Annotated in this window: 18 protein-coding genes; 14 read left to right on the top strand and 4 right to left on the bottom strand. The window is 63.1% G+C overall.

Annotated features, from left to right (window positions below):
* Nucleotides 1-2 precede the first annotated feature (2 nt).
* Entirely contained in the window at nt 3-761 is a 759-nt protein-coding gene (gene cobM, locus MF410_RS26500; protein WP_222134843.1) for a precorrin-4 C(11)-methyltransferase, read from the top strand.
* A gap of 58 nt (nt 762-819) precedes the next feature.
* On the opposite strand, the gene MF410_RS26495 is transcribed toward cobM, so the two are convergent.
* Nucleotides 820-1,632, bottom strand: a complete 813-nt coding sequence (locus tag MF410_RS26495; RefSeq protein WP_183777842.1) for a TIM barrel protein — start codon at nt 1,630-1,632, stop codon at nt 820-822.
* Between the two features lie 164 nt (nt 1,633-1,796).
* Nucleotides 1,797-2,825, bottom strand: a complete 1,029-nt coding sequence (locus MF410_RS26490; protein ID WP_183777841.1) for a LacI family DNA-binding transcriptional regulator — start codon at nt 2,823-2,825, stop codon at nt 1,797-1,799.
* 132 nt (nt 2,826-2,957) lie between these two features.
* Between MF410_RS26490 and MF410_RS26485 the strand changes: the two genes are divergently transcribed.
* The 13 genes from MF410_RS26485 (at nt 2,958) to MF410_RS26425 (ending at nt 16,034) form a co-directional block, all read left to right on the top strand.
* On the top strand, nt 2,958-4,046 hold the full coding sequence (locus MF410_RS26485; protein WP_183777840.1) for a fatty acid desaturase family protein: 1,089 nt from the start codon (nt 2,958-2,960) through the stop codon (nt 4,044-4,046).
* Between the two features lie 21 nt (nt 4,047-4,067).
* Nucleotides 4,068-4,382, top strand: a complete 315-nt coding sequence (locus tag MF410_RS26480; RefSeq protein ID WP_012555387.1) for a MocE family 2Fe-2S type ferredoxin — start codon at nt 4,068-4,070, stop codon at nt 4,380-4,382.
* 11 nt (nt 4,383-4,393) lie between these two features.
* Nucleotides 4,394-5,617, top strand: coding sequence for an FAD-dependent oxidoreductase (locus MF410_RS26475; RefSeq protein ID WP_222134842.1), 1,224 nt, complete (start codon nt 4,394-4,396; stop codon nt 5,615-5,617).
* Between the two features lie 35 nt (nt 5,618-5,652).
* Nucleotides 5,653-6,465, top strand: a complete 813-nt coding sequence (locus MF410_RS26470; RefSeq protein ID WP_222134841.1) for a 3-methyl-2-oxobutanoate hydroxymethyltransferase — start codon at nt 5,653-5,655, stop codon at nt 6,463-6,465.
* Between the two features lie 366 nt (nt 6,466-6,831).
* A complete protein-coding gene (locus tag MF410_RS26465; protein ID WP_239620511.1) occupies nt 6,832-7,761 on the top strand; it encodes a hypothetical protein in 930 nt (309 codons plus the stop codon).
* Nucleotides 7,762-7,831: 70 nt separating this feature from the next.
* Nucleotides 7,832-8,803, top strand: a complete 972-nt coding sequence (gene nadA / locus MF410_RS26460) for a quinolinate synthase NadA (RefSeq protein WP_222134839.1) — start codon at nt 7,832-7,834, stop codon at nt 8,801-8,803.
* Nucleotides 8,800-10,341 (top strand): L-aspartate oxidase, encoded by a 1,542-nt coding sequence (locus MF410_RS26455; protein ID WP_222134838.1) that lies wholly within the window; start codon nt 8,800-8,802, stop codon nt 10,339-10,341. Before nadA ends, MF410_RS26455 begins: the two co-directional genes overlap by 4 nt.
* A complete protein-coding gene (gene nadC, locus MF410_RS26450; protein ID WP_206099933.1) occupies nt 10,319-11,239 on the top strand; it encodes a carboxylating nicotinate-nucleotide diphosphorylase in 921 nt (306 codons plus the stop codon). The genes MF410_RS26455 and nadC overlap by 23 nt, the downstream gene beginning before the upstream one ends.
* A 246-nt stretch (nt 11,240-11,485) precedes the next feature.
* Nucleotides 11,486-13,438 carry a BTAD domain-containing putative transcriptional regulator gene (locus tag MF410_RS26445; RefSeq protein WP_097625691.1) on the top strand — a complete coding sequence of 651 codons (1,953 nt, stop codon included), beginning with the start codon at nt 11,486-11,488 and terminating at the stop codon, nt 13,436-13,438.
* A 104-nt stretch (nt 13,439-13,542) separates the two neighbouring features.
* Nucleotides 13,543-13,686 (top strand): hypothetical protein, encoded by a 144-nt coding sequence (locus MF410_RS26440; protein ID WP_164918697.1) that lies wholly within the window; start codon nt 13,543-13,545, stop codon nt 13,684-13,686.
* Between the two features lie 13 nt (nt 13,687-13,699).
* Complete coding sequence (locus MF410_RS26435; protein WP_222134837.1) at nt 13,700-14,962, top strand: YcaO-like family protein; 1,263 nt, start codon at nt 13,700-13,702, stop codon at nt 14,960-14,962.
* Nucleotides 14,959-15,702 (top strand): TfuA-like protein, encoded by a 744-nt coding sequence (locus MF410_RS26430; protein ID WP_183777832.1) that lies wholly within the window; start codon nt 14,959-14,961, stop codon nt 15,700-15,702. The genes MF410_RS26435 and MF410_RS26430 overlap by 4 nt, the downstream gene beginning before the upstream one ends.
* A 65-nt stretch (nt 15,703-15,767) precedes the next feature.
* Nucleotides 15,768-16,034 (top strand): hypothetical protein, encoded by a 267-nt coding sequence (locus MF410_RS26425; RefSeq protein ID WP_003594963.1) that lies wholly within the window; start codon nt 15,768-15,770, stop codon nt 16,032-16,034.
* Nucleotides 16,035-16,146: 112 nt separating this feature from the next.
* On the opposite strand, the gene MF410_RS26420 is transcribed toward MF410_RS26425, so the two are convergent.
* A complete protein-coding gene (locus MF410_RS26420) occupies nt 16,147-16,551 on the bottom strand; it encodes a helix-turn-helix transcriptional regulator (RefSeq protein WP_097625694.1) in 405 nt (134 codons plus the stop codon).
* A gap of 202 nt (nt 16,552-16,753) precedes the next feature.
* Nucleotides 16,754-17,590 (bottom strand): amidohydrolase, encoded by an 837-nt coding sequence (locus tag MF410_RS26415; RefSeq protein ID WP_097625695.1) that lies wholly within the window; start codon nt 17,588-17,590, stop codon nt 16,754-16,756.
* Between the last annotated feature and the right edge of the window lie 161 nt (nt 17,591-17,751).

The raw sequence follows: 17,751 nt of genomic DNA, 5'->3' as shown, positions 1-17,751 counted from the left end.
CAATGACGGTGCATTTCATCGGCGCGGGGCCGGGGGCTGCGGATCTCATCACGGTGCGTGGCCGCGATCTCATCGCCCGGTGCCCGGTCTGTCTCTATGCCGGTTCGATCGTCTCCCTGGAACTGCTGCAATATTGCCCGTCGGATGCGCGTATCGTCGATACCGCACCGATGTCGCTCGACGAGATCGAGGCGGAATATCTCAGCGCCGCGGCCGCCGGCCAGGATGTCGCCCGGCTGCATTCCGGCGATCTCTCGGTCTGGAGCGCGGTCGCCGAGCAGGTGCGCCGGCTTGAGAAACACGGCATCGCCTATACGATGACACCCGGTGTTCCGGCCTTTGCCGCCGCTGCCTCGGCGCTCGGGCGCGAGCTGACGATCCCGGCCGTGGCCCAGAGCCTGGTGCTCACCCGCGTTTCCGGCCGCGCGTCGCCGATGCCGAACGACGAAACACTTGCGAAATTCGGCGCGACGGGCGCCACGCTGGCGATCCATCTGGCGATCCATGCGCTGAAGCAGGTGGTGGAGGAATTGACCCCGCTCTACGGCGGCGACTGCCCGGTCGCCATCGTCGTCAAGGCCTCCTGGCCGGACGAGCGCGTCCTGCGCGGCACGCTGTCCGATATCGAGGCAAAGGTTGCGGCCGAACCGATCGAACGCACGGCGATCATCTTCGTCGGCCCATCGCTTGCCGCAGAGGATTTTCGCGAGAGTTCACTCTACGACCCCGCCTATCAGCGCCGGTTCAGAGGCCGCGAATAGATCGATACGATCGGCCGCTCGCCGGCGGCCGCTCGTCACGCTACATTTCGCTGAGGCTTCAAACCCGCGCGGTGAGATAATCCATGCTGGCGCGAAGTGCTGCGGCCGGGTCCTTGACCGCATGCACTTTGGCCGCGAAGGGCTCGAAGGAGAACGGACCCTTGTAGCCCGCCTGCAGCAGCGCCTTGATCTGCCCGGCATTGTCGAGCCGGTCGTCGCCATCGACGAGCACGCGGTGGGAATCGCGCATATCGGCAACGGATACAGCGGGGTCGCTGACGCCGGAAATGTGCACGAGACCGGCCAGTTCAGGGAAGGTCGAGGCTTCGCCGGCGAGGTGATGGTGGAAGGTGTCGTGGACGAGCTTGAAGGTCGATTGCGCGCCGAGTTCCTTGATTGCCTCGGCCGCCTCGGTCTTCGAGCGCAGTGAGCAGATCTCGAAACCGAGCGGCTCGACGAGGCCGATAATGCCGGCCTTATCGAGCATCGGCTTTAGCGCCGTCAGGGACTCGCGCAGATTGGCCTGGCGTTCGCCGTCGGCGCAGCCGGTGCCGTCGTTCTTCGGAACGAGGACGAGCGCCTTGGCGCCGCAGGCGCTGGCATAATCGATCAGTTCCTGCGCTTCAGCAGCCCTTGCGGTATTCCACTCGTTGAAGCGCTGCAGCGCGTTGATCGAGATGATCGTCAGTCCATGGCGCTCGGCAGCCTGCTTGATCGCCTCCGGTTTGGTGCCGTCGAGAATGGCATTGCCGGAAAGGTCGTTGCGGATCTCGACCGCGTCGATGCCGAGCGACTTTGTCAGCGCGAAGAAATCATCGATAGCGAGCGACGGCGCGGCCATATGGTTGAGCGCAAAGCGGATGGAAGTCATAACGGATATATCCTCCTCGTCTCCGCGACATCAAGCGGAGCAGTTTCTCGTGAATGGGGCTGCGAATCTCTATCGGAATTTCCGTGGCAATCCATCGGCCATCGCCGCCGCCCCGCTCTCATTGCTGAAAGAATTTCAACCACAATGATAGATTTCCGTCATTTCTAGATGTTCTCCGAGATATGGATATCGAAGGGCAGGAAGAACTGGCCGGGAACGGCCGTTTCGCTGTTTTCGATCGCACTCATCATCAGCCCCATCAGCTCTTTGCAGAGTGCGGGCAGGGGGGTGCCGATCGCCATGGCGACGATATCGTCGGCAAGCCCGGCTTTGCTGTCGGGCGTCAACTCGTTGACCACGAGGGCGATCTTGCCACCGAGACTTTCCTCACGGATCGCCGAGATCGCGCCCTCCATACCGCCGCCGCAAACGTAAATGCCGACGAGATCGGGATGCTTCTGCAGCAGCGTCAGCGTCGCCTCATGGGTGATCTCGGGAGTATCCAGGTTGATCAATGTATCGATGACGTCGAATTCCGGCGCGTTTTCACGAAAATAGGAACGAAAGCCGATCTCGCGCAGCTCATGTCCGTGAAAACGGTGGCTGCCGACGAAACAGGCGACCTTACCCGGCACACGGGCAGTCTTGGCAATCACCCAGGCGGCGGTGCGGCCGACCTTGCGGTTGTTGACGCCAATATAGGCATTGCGCACCCCTGAGGCGAAGTCGGAAAGCAGCGAAAAGACGGGAATGTCTCTTTCCCTCAGTTCCTCAATCGCCGCCGTCACCGCAGGATAGTCTGGAGCAACCAGAGCGATGGCCTGATTGCGGGCGCCGAGAGCCCTGAGCTTCTCGACGATCGCCGCCGGTGTCGAAGCGGAGGGATAGTCGATCTGGATCTGGACACGGGCGGTGGTCACGGCGCGGGCCGCCACTTCGATCTCGCGAGCGAAAGCCTGATAGAAGGGCTGCATCGGCTTTTGCAGCAGGAACGCCAGCCGGTATTGCGGCAGATCCTCGAAGACGCGTTGCCGGATGAGGCCGACGGCATGGTAGCCGATCGACTGGGCCGCGTCATAAACCCGCCGCGCCGTTTCCTCGCGCACGCGGTGGCGACCGTTGAGCACCCGGTCGACGGTGGCAACGCTGACGCCCGAGGCGCGGGCGAGATCGGAGATGGTGGGTCGGCGCATCGGCGTTCCTGATAGATTCGATCATGAATGCAAGCCATTTATGATGGCTTTTGATAGATTATATCAAGCCTGCATTGAGCGCCTTACAAAGTCAACCTATCCTCCCAAGCATTGCATAACGGGAGGCGGATGATGACGATCCAGGCAAAGAAACGGGACTACGACCTGCTCGGCGAAAGCGGCCGCACCGCTGTCGAGACGGGGCTGGCGGCAGCGCAATGGTACCACACGGATATTCCGCGCAAGGAGATGAAGGCGCTGATGCAGCGCTCGGACGCCCCGGCGATCCGTGACACCGTCATCTGGCTCGGCAGCATGGTGGCCCTGGCCGGGCTCGGCGTCTATTTCTGGGGTTCGTGGGTCGCGTTGCCCTTCTTCCTTGCCTATGGCGTGCTCTACGGCTCGGCCTCCGACAGCCGCTGGCACGAATGCGGCCACGGCACCGCCTTCAAGACGCGCTGGATGAACGACGCCGTCTATCAGATCGCCTGCTTCATGATCATGCGCAATCCGGTGACCTGGCGCTGGAGTCACACACGCCACCACACCGATACCGTTATCGTCGGCCGCGATCCCGAAATCGCCGTCATGCGCCCGCCCGATCTCGTCCGGCTGGTCCTCAATTTCTTCGGCATCCTCGATGTCTGTCATGCTGTCGTCGACATGTTGCGCAACGCCTTCGGTGTCGTGAGCGCGGCGGAAAAGACCTTCATTCCGGAGATGGAGCAGCCGAAAGCGATCCGCATCGCCCGCATCTGGCTGGCGATTTATGTCGCCACGATCGCTGCAGCACTCGCCATGGGTTCGATCCTGCCGCTGATGCTGATCGGCCTGCCGCGCCTCTACGGCGCCTGGCACCATGTGCTGACCGGGCTTTTGCAGCATGGCGGCCTCGCCGACAACGTCATCGACCACAGGCTGAACAGCCGCACGGTCTATATGAACCCGGTCAGCCGCTTCATCTACTGGAACATGAATTACCACGTCGAACATCACATGTTCCCGATGGTGCCTTACCATGCGCTGCCCAGGCTGCACGCGATGATCAAGCACGACCTGCCGGCGCCGAACCCGTCGATCCTGTCGGGCTATCGAGAGATGATCCCGGCCTTCCTGCGCCAGCTGCGCAACGAGGATTATTTCCTGAAGCGCGAATTGCCGGCCACCGCGCGGCCCTATCGCGAAGAGTTCCACAACGAGCTGGCTCCGGCCGCGCAATAATCACGATCGAGGGAGGATAAGATGAGCGGAAACTGGATCGAAGTCTGCGGCAAGGACGAGATCGACGAAGAGGATGTCATCCGCTTCGATCATGGCGGGCGCACCTTCGCGGTCTACCGCAGCCCCGACGACGAATTCTTCGCAACCGACGGGCTCTGCACGCACGAACATATCCACCTTGCCGACGGGCTTGTCATGGATGAGATCATCGAATGCCCGAAGCACAACGGCCGCTTCAACTATAAGACGGGCGAAGCCAAAGGCGCGCCGGTCTGCGTCAATCTCAAGACCTATCCGGTAAAGATCGAAGGCGGCGCCGTCTTCATCTCGCTCTGACGGAGGCTGATGTGGCCCATTTCGTTATCTTGGGTGCCGGCGAATGCGGTGCGCGCGCCGCTTTCGCCCTGCGGGAAAAAGGTTTTGACGGCGAAATAACGCTTGTCGGCGCCGAGCCCCTTCATCCCTATGAACGGCCGCCGCTGTCGAAGGCGGGTGCCGATGCAGGCGATCCGAAATTCATCGCTGCGTCGGAAAAATACGCCGACAGCGGCATCCGATTGCTGACCGGCCTTGAAGCCAGGGATTTCGACACGGCATCCAGGACCGTCACGCTTTCCGACAGGACGACGCTTTCCTATGACAAGCTTCTGCTGGCGACGGGCGCAGCGGCGCGTTCGTTCCCCGGCGCGCCTGAAGGTAGCGCCCATATTCGCTCGCTGCGGACGCATCACGATGCAGCCGCACTGCGCGACGTGATGAAGCCCGGCAAGCATATCGCCATCATCGGCGGCGGCTTCATCGGCCTGGAACTTGCGGCGACGGCGCGCCTGCTCGGCGCCGAGGTCACCGTCATCGAGGGGCTGGAACGCGTACTGAAGCGCGGCGTGCCTGAGGAAGTCGCGCACCTGCTGACCGAGCGCCACCGCGCCGAGGGTGTCGATATCCGCTGCGGCGTCTCGATCGAGAGGCTGAGCGAGGAAGGCGGAAAGGCCTTGATCCGGTTGTCGGCCGGCGAGGCGATCGAAGCCGATCTCGCCCTTGTCGGCATCGGCGCCCGGCCGAATGTCGAGATCGCCGAAAAAGCGGGGCTTGCAATCGAAAACGGTATCGCCGTCGACCGCTATCTCCAGACCTCGGCGCCGAATGTTTTTGCCGCCGGCGACTGCTGCTCCTTTCCTTTGCCGATCTATGGCGGCCGGCGAGTGCGGCTCGAATCCTGGCGCAACGCCCAGGAGCAGGGCACATTGGCCGCGGCCAACATGCTCGGCCTCGAGCAAGCCATTTCATCGGTGCCGTGGTTCTGGTCGGATCAATACGACATGACGCTGCAAATTGCCGGCCTTGCCGAAGGCGCCGCCACGCATCAGCGCCGCGATCTCGGGGCCGGCGCCTTCATTCTGTTCCACCTCGATGCCGACGGCCGATTGATCGCCGCAAGCGGCATCGGCCCGGGCAATGCGGTGGCGCGCGACATCCGCCTCGCCGAAATGCTGATCGCAGCCCGCGCCCATCCGGACCCGGCGGCGCTCGCAGCCAATGACGTCAAACTGAAATCCCTGCTGGCCGCCTGAGCCGCCCGATATATAAATATTCAAAGGAATTGACGATGAAAAAACACCAGCGCGCGACCGTCGCCGATCTGCTGGCGGAAAAGGGCAAGCGCCAGCTCACCATGCTGCGCGTCACCTCGCTGGAGGAGGCGGAAGCGGCTGAAAAAGCCGGGATCGACATCGTCTCGGTGCCGCCCTCGCTGCTCGGCCCGGTCTTTCGCGAAATCGCCCCAACGCCTTTTGCCATTCCGGGGCTCGAATATGGCGATCTTGTCTCGTCTGAAGATTATCTGCGTGCCGCCTTCGCGGCGCTGAAGGCCGGCGGCGATGCGGTCTATTGCGCCGCAAGCCTGCAGACGATCCGGCGCATGCGCGACGAGGGCATTCCCGTCTGCGGCCATCTCGGGCTGATCCCGTCGAAGGCGACCTGGACCGGCGGCTTCCGCGCCGTCGGCAAGACGGCGGCAAGTGCCGCCGAGATCTGGCGGCAGACCAAGGCGCTGGAAGAGGCCGGCGCCTTCGCCGCCGAAATCGAAGTGGTGCCTGGGGATGTCGCTGCCGCCATCAGCAGCAACACCTCGATGCTGTTGATCTCCATGGGGGCCGGCAGCGGCTGCGACGCCCAATATCTCTTCGCCGACGACGTGCTCGGTGCCAATCGCGACCACTATCCCCGCCATGCCAAGGTCTATCGCAACTTCGCCGCCGAACACGACCGGCTGCAGCGAGAGCGCATCGCCGCCTTCACCGAATTCGCCGAGGATGTCCGGACCGGCGCCTATCCGGAAAAGCGCCATCTCGTCGGTATCGACGAAGCGGAATTGAAGATTTTCCTGGATGGACTGGCCGGCGAGACGGGGGATCGTTGAAGTAGTCCCACCTATTCTTTGCCCTCGCTTACGCTCAGCGCATTCGCTTCGCTCACCCCCTCATCTGCCTGCCGGCATCGTCTCCTCCTGGGGAGAAGGGGGTGTGGCGGCGCCTCACTCCTCTTGAGACCTTTGCTGTAGGAATGGCACCGTACGGCTTGCTCCCCCTTCTCCCCAGCGGGGAGAAGATGCCCGTCAGCGCAGATGAGGGGTGAGGAGCGCCAGCGACGAACGCCTTGAGCAGCAAGCGAAAGGCATCATTCGCCAGAGACAAAAACATAAACACCCCAGCATCCACTGGATGATGTGGGCAATACCCCGAACTCGTTGGCGCTCCATTGGCTTCCATCCCAGCCTGTGTCAGGAATGATCCATTCGGAACGGAGTATTCGGTCCCCTGTGACGATCGGCTTTGCGCATGCGGAATTGATTGCGGTGCTCGTCGCGGTGACGGGGGACGAGCCGCGTGTGATGACGATCCGTTCCGGCAATGCGCTGCCGTCAGGCCCCTTCGAAATGGGCCACCGCACCCTGCAATCGGGCCTGCGCGAATGGGTGCAGGAGCAGACCGAACACCCGGTCGGCTATCTCGAGCAGCTCTATACCTTCGCCGACCGCGACCGGAACAACGACATCCCGGGCGGGCGGACGATCTCGATCAGCTATCTCGGCCTCGTCAACGAGCAGTCGGGCGCCGGCCGGCCGGGATGGCATGGCTGGTACGAATATTTTCCCTGGGAAGACCACCGGAAGGGCCGGCCGGCCGTGCTGGATGAGATCATGACGCGGCTGAGCCACTGGGCCGATGCCGATTCTTTCAGGCGCGACCACCGACATCGCCGGGCGGATTTCACCTTCGGCCTCGACGGCGGCGGCTGGAACGAGGATCTGGCGCTGCAGCGCTACGAACTGCTTTATGAAGCGGGGCTCGTTGCCGAAGCCGGATGCGCAAGCGAAGCCAATCTCGGCCGGGCGATGTTTGCCGATCACCGCCGGATTCTGGCGACCGGGATCGCAAGACTGCGCGCCAAGATCAAATACCGTCCGGTGGTCTTCGAACTGATGCCGGAGAGCTTTACGCTTCTGCGGCTGCAGCGCACCATCGAGGCCCTGGCGGGGCTGACGTTGCACAAGCAGAATTTTCGCCGCTTGATCGAACAGCAGGAACTCGTCGAGGAAACCGGCGGCACGGAAAGCGAAACCGGCGGCCGGCCGGCCAAGCTGTTCCGCTTCCGCCACACGGTGCTCGAGGAACGGGCGCTCGCCGGAACAAAATTACCGCTCTCCCGCAATTGACATATGCTCACCGTGAGAATATCTATTTTGCCCATGATATGCTCAAATAGAGCATAATAAGGAGCCGGTCATGAATCATTCTGTTTCCGCATCCTCGCTCTACGAGCGCGTCAGCCGCGTCATTCCCAAAGCCGAATGGATGTCGTTCGAGAACGATGTCGACGCCATCCTCGAGCTCAAGCGCCGCCGCAACGCCGTCATTCTCGCGCATAATTACCAGACGCCGGAGATCTTCCACGGCGTCGCCGATATCGTCGGCGACAGCCTGGCGCTTGCCCGCAAGGCGATCGAGGTCGATGCCGATGTGATCGTGCTGGCCGGCGTGCACTTCATGGCCGAGACCGCCAAGCTTCTGAACCCCGAGAAGACCGTGCTGATCCCCGATCTTGGCGCCGGCTGTTCGCTGGCGGATTCGATCACGCCTGAAGATATCGCGCTCTTGCGCCAGGCCCATCCCGGCGTGCCCATCATCACCTATGTCAACACTTCGGCCGCGGTGAAGGCTGCCTCCGACATCTGCTGCACCTCGGGCAATGCCAAACAGGTGGTGGAATCGCTCGGCGTGCCGAAGGTGCTGATGATCCCGGACGAATATCTGGCGCGCAACGTCGCCCGCGAGACCGACGTCGAGATCATCGCCTGGCACGGGCATTGCGAAGTGCATGAACTCTTCACCGCCGACGATGTCCGCCAGCTGCGCGAAAACCATCCCGGCGTGACAGTGCTCGCTCATCCCGAATGCCCGCCCGAGGTGGTGGCCGAGGCCGATTTTGCCGGCTCCACCGCTGTCATGTCGGATTACGTCGGGCGGCAGAAGCCGGCGCGCGTCGTGCTGCTCACCGAATGCTCGATGAGCGACAATATCGCCGTGCATCATCCCGAGGTCGAATTCATTCGCCCCTGCAATCTCTGCCCGCATATGAAGCGGATCACCCTGGGCAATATCCGTTCAGCGCTTGAGGAAAACCGCCACGAGGTGACCGTCGATCCGGCGATTGCCGTGGCGGCGCGCCGCGCCGTCGAAAGGATGCTGGCGATATGACCGAGATTCTCCACAATCTCGCCGGCCGCACGGTGATTGTCGGCAGCGGCCTTGCCGGGTTGATGACCGCGCTGACACTGGCGCCCGAATGCTGCATCATCATCACGCGCGCCGCCCTCGGCACCGAGACGTCGAGCGCCTGGGCGCAGGGCGGCATCGCTGCCGGCATGGGCGCCGACGACAGCGCGGCGCTGCATCTTGCCGATACGCTTGTCGCCGGCGACGGCCTCTGCGATCCCGCAGTCGCCGCCGGCATCATCACCGAAGCGCCGGCGGCAATCTCAGCGCTGGAGCAGGCCGGCGTCCGTTTCGACCGAAATGCCGCCGGCGAACTCTCTTTCGGGCTGGAGGCTGCCCATAGCCGCCGCCGCATCGTCCACGCCGAAGGCGATGGTTCGGGGGCGGCGATCGTCGCCGCGCTTGTGCGGGCGGTGAAGCAGACACCTTCCATATCCGTGCTCGAAGGTTTTGAGGCGCGGCGGATCATGATGGATGGCGAGCGTGTCGCCGGCCTGCACTGTGCGACCGCCAACGGCGCCGCCATCCTGCCGACGTCGAAAGTGGTGCTTGCCACCGGCGGGATCGGCGGGCTTTACGATGCGACCACCAATCCGATGGGCAATTTCGGCCAAGGGATTGCGCTCGCCGCAAGGGCGGGTGCCGATCTCGCCGACATGGAATTCGTCCAGTTCCATCCGACGGCGCTCGATTCCCGTCGCAGGCCTTTGGCGCTCGTCAGCGAGGCAGTGCGCGGTGAGGGGGCTCTGCTCGTCAACGAACGCGGAGAACGCTTCATGGCCCGCACCCCGGGCGCCGAGCTTGCGCCGCGCGACGTGGTGGCGCGCGCCATCAGCGCCGAAATCACCCGCGGCGGCAGGGTCTTCCTCGATGCTCGCGATGCGCTCGGCAGCCGCTTTGCCACCCGCTTTCCCGTCATCGCCGCCCTTTGCGGCGAGGCCGGCATCGATCCGGCGAAGCACCTCATTCCAGTGCGCCCGGCCGTTCACTATCACATGGGCGGCGTTGCGACGGATGCCAACGGCCGCAGCTCGGTTCCAGGACTCTGGGTCGTGGGCGAAGCGGGCTCGACCGGCCTGCACGGCGCCAACCGGCTCGCCAGCAATTCGCTGCTGGAGGCGGCGGTGATGGGCATGCGGGCGGCGCGCGACCTCGCTTCCATGCCGGCGAGCCGTCCCGGCACCCTCTTCGGCGAGAGACTGCCGGTGCCAGCCGATGCATCGCTCGTCCGGCCGATCGTCTCACGCCATCTCGGCGTGCTGCGCAATGCCGGCGCCGTTGAGGACGCGATCGCCGCGCTGCTGCCGCTTGCCGAAGGCGACGGCCCCGCCGCCGATCCTGCCATCGTCGGGCTGCTGATCGCCGTCTTTGCCAGCCTGCGGACGGAATCGCGCGGCGCCCATGCCCGTACCGATTTTCCGCTGAAGCTCGGCGCTGCCGACCGGCGCCAGATGCGCCTTTCCCAAGCGCTGGAAATCGCCCGTGCCACATCGCCCTATGCCCTTGCCAGGAGTGCCTGAGATGAGCCTCGTTCCGCTTCCGCGCCTGATCGTCGAACCGCTGGTCCGCGCAGCCCTGCTCGAGGATCTCGGTCTTGCCGGCGATATCACCTCGGCATCGGTCATCCCAAACGACCATCGCTCGACGGTCGTCATGGCCGCCCGCCAGCCGGGCGTGATCGCCGGCCTCGATGCGGCCGAACTCGCCTTCACCCTCGTCGATCCGGAGATCACCATGCGCCGGCATCTCCAGGACGGGGATGCGGTCAAGCCCGGCGACGCGATCGCCACCATCGAAGGCCCGTCACGCGGCCTGCTGACGGCCGAGCGCACCGCGCTGAATTTCCTCGGCCACCTCTCCGGCATCGCCACCGTGACGGCCGAGATTGCCGCCGCCATCCGCGGCACCAAAGCCTCTGTCGCCTGCACGCGCAAGACGACGCCGGGGCTCCGGGCACTGGAAAAATATGCGGTGCGGGCCGGCGGCGGCATGAACCACCGCTTCGCGCTTTATGACGCGGTACTGATCAAGGACAATCACGTCGCCATTTCAGGCGGCGTTGCCGAGGCGATCCGCCGGGCGCGGGCCGGCGTCGGCCATCTGGTGAAGATCGAGGTCGAAGTCGATACGCTTGATCAGCTGCGCGAAGCGATGGAGACCGGCGTCGACGCTGTTCTGCTCGACAACATGACGCCGGATCAGTTGCGCCAAGCCGTCGCCATCGTCGCCGGCCGGGCGATCACCGAGGCTTCGGGCCGGGTCACCCCGGCAACGGCGGGAGCAATCGCCGCCTCCGGCGTCGATCTCATCTCCGTCGGCTGGCTGACGCACAGCGCGCCGGTACTGGATATCGGCCTCGACTTCATCGAGGCCGCCGCGACGGAAACGAGCCCGAAACGGGTTGCACACGTGCTGTAATCGGCTTGACGGCTGGGTCTTGAAACTGGCGATTGTTCAAACAACTCCCGCTACAGAAGGCCCACAGCATGCTATCGGCAAGTGTTGGCGAAGCATCTTCTTGGCGAGCGGCAGGCGAAAATGCAAATATTCGCTGAAATTTCTTCTTTTTATAGCAAAACCGCTATGCGCGGCGCCCTTCTAGCTCTAACATGATTTAAGCGGCGGCTGCGTTTGCGCGCCTTGGCTTTCAGGGGTGAGACCGGGATGCAACGGACATCCGGACAGATGTCGAAGAACAGGCTGTGCCTGCTCGGAAGACCGAGGCTACTGGCAGCGGGGAGGGAACTCCCCTTGCCGGAGAAGTCTTATTTTCTCCTCGCCATGCTGACCGCCGAAGCCAATCTCGAACTCGACCGCGAAACCGTCAGGCGGCAGCTCTGGCAATCGGAACTGCCGGAAAAGCGCGCCGGCAGCCTGCGCCAGTTGCTGTCGCGTATCGAGCAGAGCATTCCCGCCGATCTTCCGCCGCTGCTTGCCGCGACCCGAACCCATATCGGGCTCGCGGATGGCTGGGAGGTCGACGTTCATATCCTGAAACAGAAAGGGCCGCTCGCCTCCGAAGACAGCGATATGCTGAACGGCGAACTGCTGGAAGGCGCCAAATCGCCGACGCAAGGCGCCGAGGACTGGCTGACCTTTGAGCGCCAGCGCATCGACGAATTGCGCTCGGCCCATCTCACTCGGCTGATCGAAACATCGGAAGACGGATCGGATGACGAGCAGGTGGCGTTTGCCCGGCGCCTGCTGGAACTCGATCCTGCCAGCGAGACGGCCTATCGCACCCTGATGCGCACCTATGTCAGGATGAACGATGCGGCCGCGGCCCGTCAGGCCTATCTGAAGTGCAAGAGCCAGCTGAAGGACGACTTCGATACGGAGCCGGAGGAAAGCACCACGGCGCTTGCCCGCGAACTCGGCCTGATCCCGGCCGCACAGGCAGCCGTGCCGGAGCGCCCGTCTGCATCAGGCATGTTCGCCAATCTGCTCGGCCAGCCGCGCATCATCATCCTGCCGCCGGAAAGCATCTTCACCGATCCGTTGATGGAGCGCGTCGGCAGGGCGCTTCTCGAAGACGTCACCATCGGCCTCAGCCAGCAGCGCGGCTTCAAGGTGATCGCCGCGCATACGAGCCTCGAAATCCTCAGCCGCTCGATCGATCCGGCGCGCGCCGTGCCCGGCCCGCTCGACCTCAGTTTCGACTATGCGGTCTATGTCACCATCCAGGGCCGCGACGAGGATGTTTTTGCCACCTGCCGGCTGACGCGGACGACGACGTCGGAGGTGATCTGGGCGCTGGAACTGCCGCTGGTGATGCAGAAGATCAGCGAATCCTTCGCGCATCTGACGCGGCGGATCGTCTCCTCGCTCGCCGACACGATCGAGCGCCACGAACTGGCAATGCCGATCGGCGATGCGCCGGCCTCCGCCTATCGCCTTTATCTCGAAGGCAAGCGGCTGATTGCCCAAACCGACCTGCAGCACCTGCGCCAGGCGCGCAAATGGTTTAAATCTTCGCTCAATCGCTACGAGCATTTCTCGGCCGCGCATGCGGGCGTGTCGCGGGCGCTCGGCATGGAATGGCTGATCCGCGGCATGCGCGACAAGGAACTGCTCGACGAGGCGAATGGTGCTGCCCGGCAGGCGCAACAGTCCGATCCGAACAGCGGCCGGGCTTATCGCGAACTCGGTTTTGTCGCGCTTTATCGCCGCCGCTTCGACGAAAGCCTGGAATATTTCCAGCAGGCGCAGGATCTCAATCCCAATGATGCGGACATCCTCGCCGATTTCTCCGACGCACTTTCTCATGACGGCGATTTCGACCGGGCGCTGGAGCTCAACCGGGCGGCCTTCAAGCTCAACCCGCTGCCGCCGGATTATTATTACTGGAACCTCGGCGGCATCCATTTCATGCGTGAAGAGTATGAAAAGGCGATCGACGCGCTGGAACCGGTAAAGACCAAACAGGCGACGGCGCGTCTGCTCGCCGCCTCGCATGCGATGGCGGGCGAGACAGGCAAGGCCCAGAGCTATGCCAGGACGGTGCTCGAAAACTTCCCCGATTTCCGCAGCGAGGATATCCGTCATTTTGTCCCCGATCGCGATCCCGCCTTCACCGAACCGCTGATAAAAGGCCTGCAACTCGCCGGTCTTCCCTGATGCATCGCCTTTTAACGAAGCCTGTAACGCTTAAATGACGCAGGCAATGTTTCCCTCCGATGGTTAACGGCAGCAAGCGCTGCCCAACCAATCGGAGATGGAACATGAAGACGAATGCTGAAACCACCGCAGTTCAGACCCAGTCCCTGCGCTTCTCTGCAGCTGCGAGAGCAGCGATGAAACAAGATGAACTCAGCGTTTCCGCCAATGCGCTCGAGAGCCTGACGCATGCGCTGAGGTTCCGCTAAGGAACAGAAACGGATGTCTGTTTTCACCGATCTCGAAACGCTTGCCGGTGACCTCAAACGATCATCGGCCGGCGTCAGCGATTATCATGACCGCGCCGTCACGCCGGCTCAGACACTTGCAGCTATCAGGCCGCATCTGCGCGAATTCGGCATCACGCGCGTCGGCCTGCTGACCGCGCTCGACGTTTTGAACATCCCCGTCGCATTCGCGACGCGGCCGAACAGCCATACGCTCTCGGTTTTCCAGGGCAAAGGCATCGACAATGATGCCGCCATGACCTCGGCCGCCATGGAAGCGATCGAGACGCGGATCGCCGAAATCCCGCCCGCCGACCTGACGGAGGCGACTGTCGCCGGCATGCGGGCGGAAAATGCCGCCATGATCGATCTCGACAATGTCGCCCGCTGCGCGCCCGACGAGATCGGCAGCGGACCCATTCCCTGGTGCTCCGGGCTCGATATCCTTTCCGGCAGCAGCGTCTTCGTGCCCTGGTGGCTCGTCGGCCTCGACCATCGCGGAGAAAGGCCACCGGGTTTCGAGCAGTCGAGCGATGGGCTGGCCTCCGGCAACACGCCATCCGAAGCCGTCCTGCACGGGCTCTGCGAACTGGTGGAGCGCGACGCCTGGGCCCTGACCCAGCTGAAATCGCCCGAGCGGCTGAAGGAGAGCCGCATCGATCCTGCCTCCTTCGGCGACGCAGTCATCGATGTCATGACCGACCGGATCGCACGCGCCGGCATGCGGCTGCTGCTCCTCGACATGACCACCGATATTGGCGTTCCCGCCTTTCTCGCCGTCATCATGCCCGGCAATCTTTCCGACCGCGTCGATGCGCGCTGGGCCCATGTTTGCGGCGGCTGCGGCTGCCATCCTGATCCCGTTCGCGCCGCGCTGCGCGCCATCACCGAAGCGGCGCAGAGCCGGCTGACCGCAATTGCCGGCAGCCGCGACGATTTTTCGCCGCGCGTCTATCAGCGGCTCGACCAGAGCGCGGCGATGCAGCAGGTGGTCGAACTTTGCGAGGGCGGCGGCCGCATGCGCGCCTTCCAGCCGCGTCAGAGCAGCCCGGCAACGATCCAGGAAACCATCGGCCATATCGCCGGCCGGCTGGCGGCGACCGGCATCGAGCAGATCATCGTCGTGCCGTTTGCGCACCGGGCTCTGCCGGTCTCCGTCGTCAGGGTCATCGTGCCGGGCCTGGAGGTCGATATCTCCGGCCAGTACATCCAGCTCGGCATGCGGGCGGTCAACACCATGAGGGGAGCCCAGTCATGAAGGTGCTGTTCGTCGGTCCGAGCCTTGGCAGCGATCTCGCCGCGGCAAGAGCCACATCCCCTCGCATCGATTTCCGGCCGCCGGCTGCCTGCGGCGACATCCTCAAGGCCGTTCACGACGGCGCCACCGCCATCGGTCTCGTCGACGGATATTTCGGCGATCTGCCTTCGGTCTGGCACAAGGAAATTCTGTTCGCGCTCGAGCACGATGTCGCCGTTGCCGGCGGCGCCAGCATGGGCGCGCTGCGGGCGGCCGAATGCGCGCCTTTCGGCATGGTCGGGCTCGGCTCGATCTTCGAAGATTACGAGGCCGGGCGGCTGCTCGACGATGAGGCCGTCGCGCTGGTGCATGCGCCGCAGGCGCTCGGCTGGCTGCCGCTCTCCGTGCCTTGGGTCGATTTCGAGCCGACGATCGAGGCGCTTCTGACCAGTGGTGAGATCTCGTCCAGCGAGCGCAAGAAACTGCTGCTTGCCGGCCGTTTCCTGCATTTTTCCGAGCGCACCTATGCCAAGGTCGTCGACGAGTGCCATTTCCGCAAGCCGCGCCGCGACCAGATCCTCGCCGCGGTCCGCCAGCATCGTGTCGAACGCAAGCGCGACGACGCCCGACTGGTGCTGGATTGGCTGCGCCGGGACGAATTCTTGCCCGTCAACCGTGACTGGCGCTTTGCCGCGACCTCGCACTGGGAGCTGCTGCACGCCGAAGTCACGCGCAATGCAGTTGCTGTAACGCTCGAATAACGGTCACCGCGGAAGATGCATTGGTAATGGAATCGTACGGTTTCACGGCCAAAGGGGCGGGAACGATGTTTGAACAACGCAACGAAGGTACAGGCAGCGAATACGCAAGGATCTTCCGGCTGCTGTCGGCAGCCAAGGAGGAGGCTGAAAAGCTTCAGCTGCGTAATCTGATGCACCTGACGAACATGGCGCTGCTGCAGGTCGTGATCGATTGGGACGGCATAGATCCCGACAGGGAACTAGACGTCAATCTCGAGAAACTGCTCGGCAGCAAAGCCAAGATCGCAATGAAGGACGCCAGCGAGAATCTGATCCTGATCGATCGCCATTAATCCGGATCAATGGATATTAATCCCGGTCGATCACCATCGATCCCGGTCGAATTGATCCCGATCGCTATTTATCCTCATGCGGCCCAGTGGATTCGCGTGAAGGAGACCTGGTTTATTCGGCTGCTTCGCCTTCCACCTGTTCGGTGTGGGCAATCGCCTGGACGAGCTTCAGGATCTTCTTGCGAAGAGCTTCGTTCTTGATCGAAAAGAACGCCGCATTGAGAAGCACGCCTTCGCGCGAGATAATGAATTCCTCGCTAGGAGCCGGGTTGTCGTTGGCCGTATCGGGGGCCGACAGATCGTCGAAAAATGTCCTGACGTCGACCTTCAGCGCGCCGGCGATTTCAACCAGCATGCTGGCGGAAACGCGGTTGGAACCCTTTTCGTATTTCTGGATCTGCTGGAACGTCACGCCGACGCGGTCGCCCAGTTCCGTCTGAGATACTTTCCTCAATAGACGCTGAATACGGATAGTCTTTCCGACGTGAACGTCGACGGAATGCGGTTCTTCTTTCATTTTTTCCCTCCTGAGGACACGGACTGAAGTTATTCGCCAAATCCGTGTCTGACAACTTTTACCTGAGATGGCTAAAGCTAGCAATTGCCCGGCGGTAAGTCGTCCCAAACCGATACACTGCGTCGCTTCATCCTTACAGAAGCAAAAGACATGCCAGAGTAGCACTTTTGCAAGCCACAGCACATCATGTGATTTTGTGACGTCAAAGCGACCAGAGGCGCTGGGCATTGGCGAAAAGCAGCCCGGAGCGCTCCGCCTCGCTGCTGCCGGACAGCACGGCATGGGTCGCGGCAACCCAGGTGGAAAGGCCGCCGCCGAGCGTGCACACCGGCCAATCGCTGCCCCAGACGACGCGATCCCAGCCGAAGCTTGCTATGACATGCTCGATATAGGGCCGGAGCGTCTGCGCCGTCCATGTCTCGGCGTCGGCATAGGCAACGACGCCGGAGACTTTGCAGACGACATTCGGTCGCCGGGCGATCTCCGAGATGCCGGCCTTCCACGGCTCGTAGGCATCGGAGCGGATATCGGGCACGCCGCAATGGTCGAGCACGAACTGCACATCCGGCGCCAGATCGACGAGGGCTGTGACGCGGCCCGCCTGGTGCGGCAATGTGCAAAGGTCGAAGGTCAGGCCGCTGCCGCCGATGCGGCGGATGTTTTCGCGAAACAAAGCACCTTCCGACACGTCGTCGGGCACGACATGCAGCACGCGGCGGAATCCCTTGACGAAGGGATCGGCCTTCTGCCGCTCGAGATAGGCGGCAAAGCCTTCTTCCTCCGGCCGGCAGGAGACGATGGCGCCGGCAATCAGGCTGCCTGTCTTTTTGGCGATGCCGGCGATATGGTCGGTCTCGGCCTGCATGGCGGCGGGATCGACGTCGACCTCCATATGCAGCACCGTAGTGATGCCGCAGCGCCGCGCCTCGGCCGCGTAGGTCTCATAGAGAAAATCGTGATCGAGATCGGCCACCTGGGAAAGCCAGGGATAGGGTAGCGCTGAGCGATCGATAATGTGCAGATGGGTGTCGATGAGCACGCTTTTCTCCTCCAGGACAGGCTGTGCGCAAGCTATCCCTGGTGAATGGATTGTTCAAATAAAAATTGCCGGCCCATAGCTGCCCCTCACTCTAACCCTCTCCCCGTAAACGGGGCGAGGGGACGTGCCATGCGAGACATTCGTGTCGAACGGAGGGGTTG

It is taken from the genome of Rhizobium sp. C104, assembly GCF_022354505.1.
Lineage (GTDB): Bacteria > Pseudomonadota > Alphaproteobacteria > Rhizobiales > Rhizobiaceae > Rhizobium > Rhizobium redzepovicii.
The sequence above is the reverse complement of the archived record's forward strand: the minus strand, read 5'-3'. Positions and strand labels throughout refer to the sequence as shown.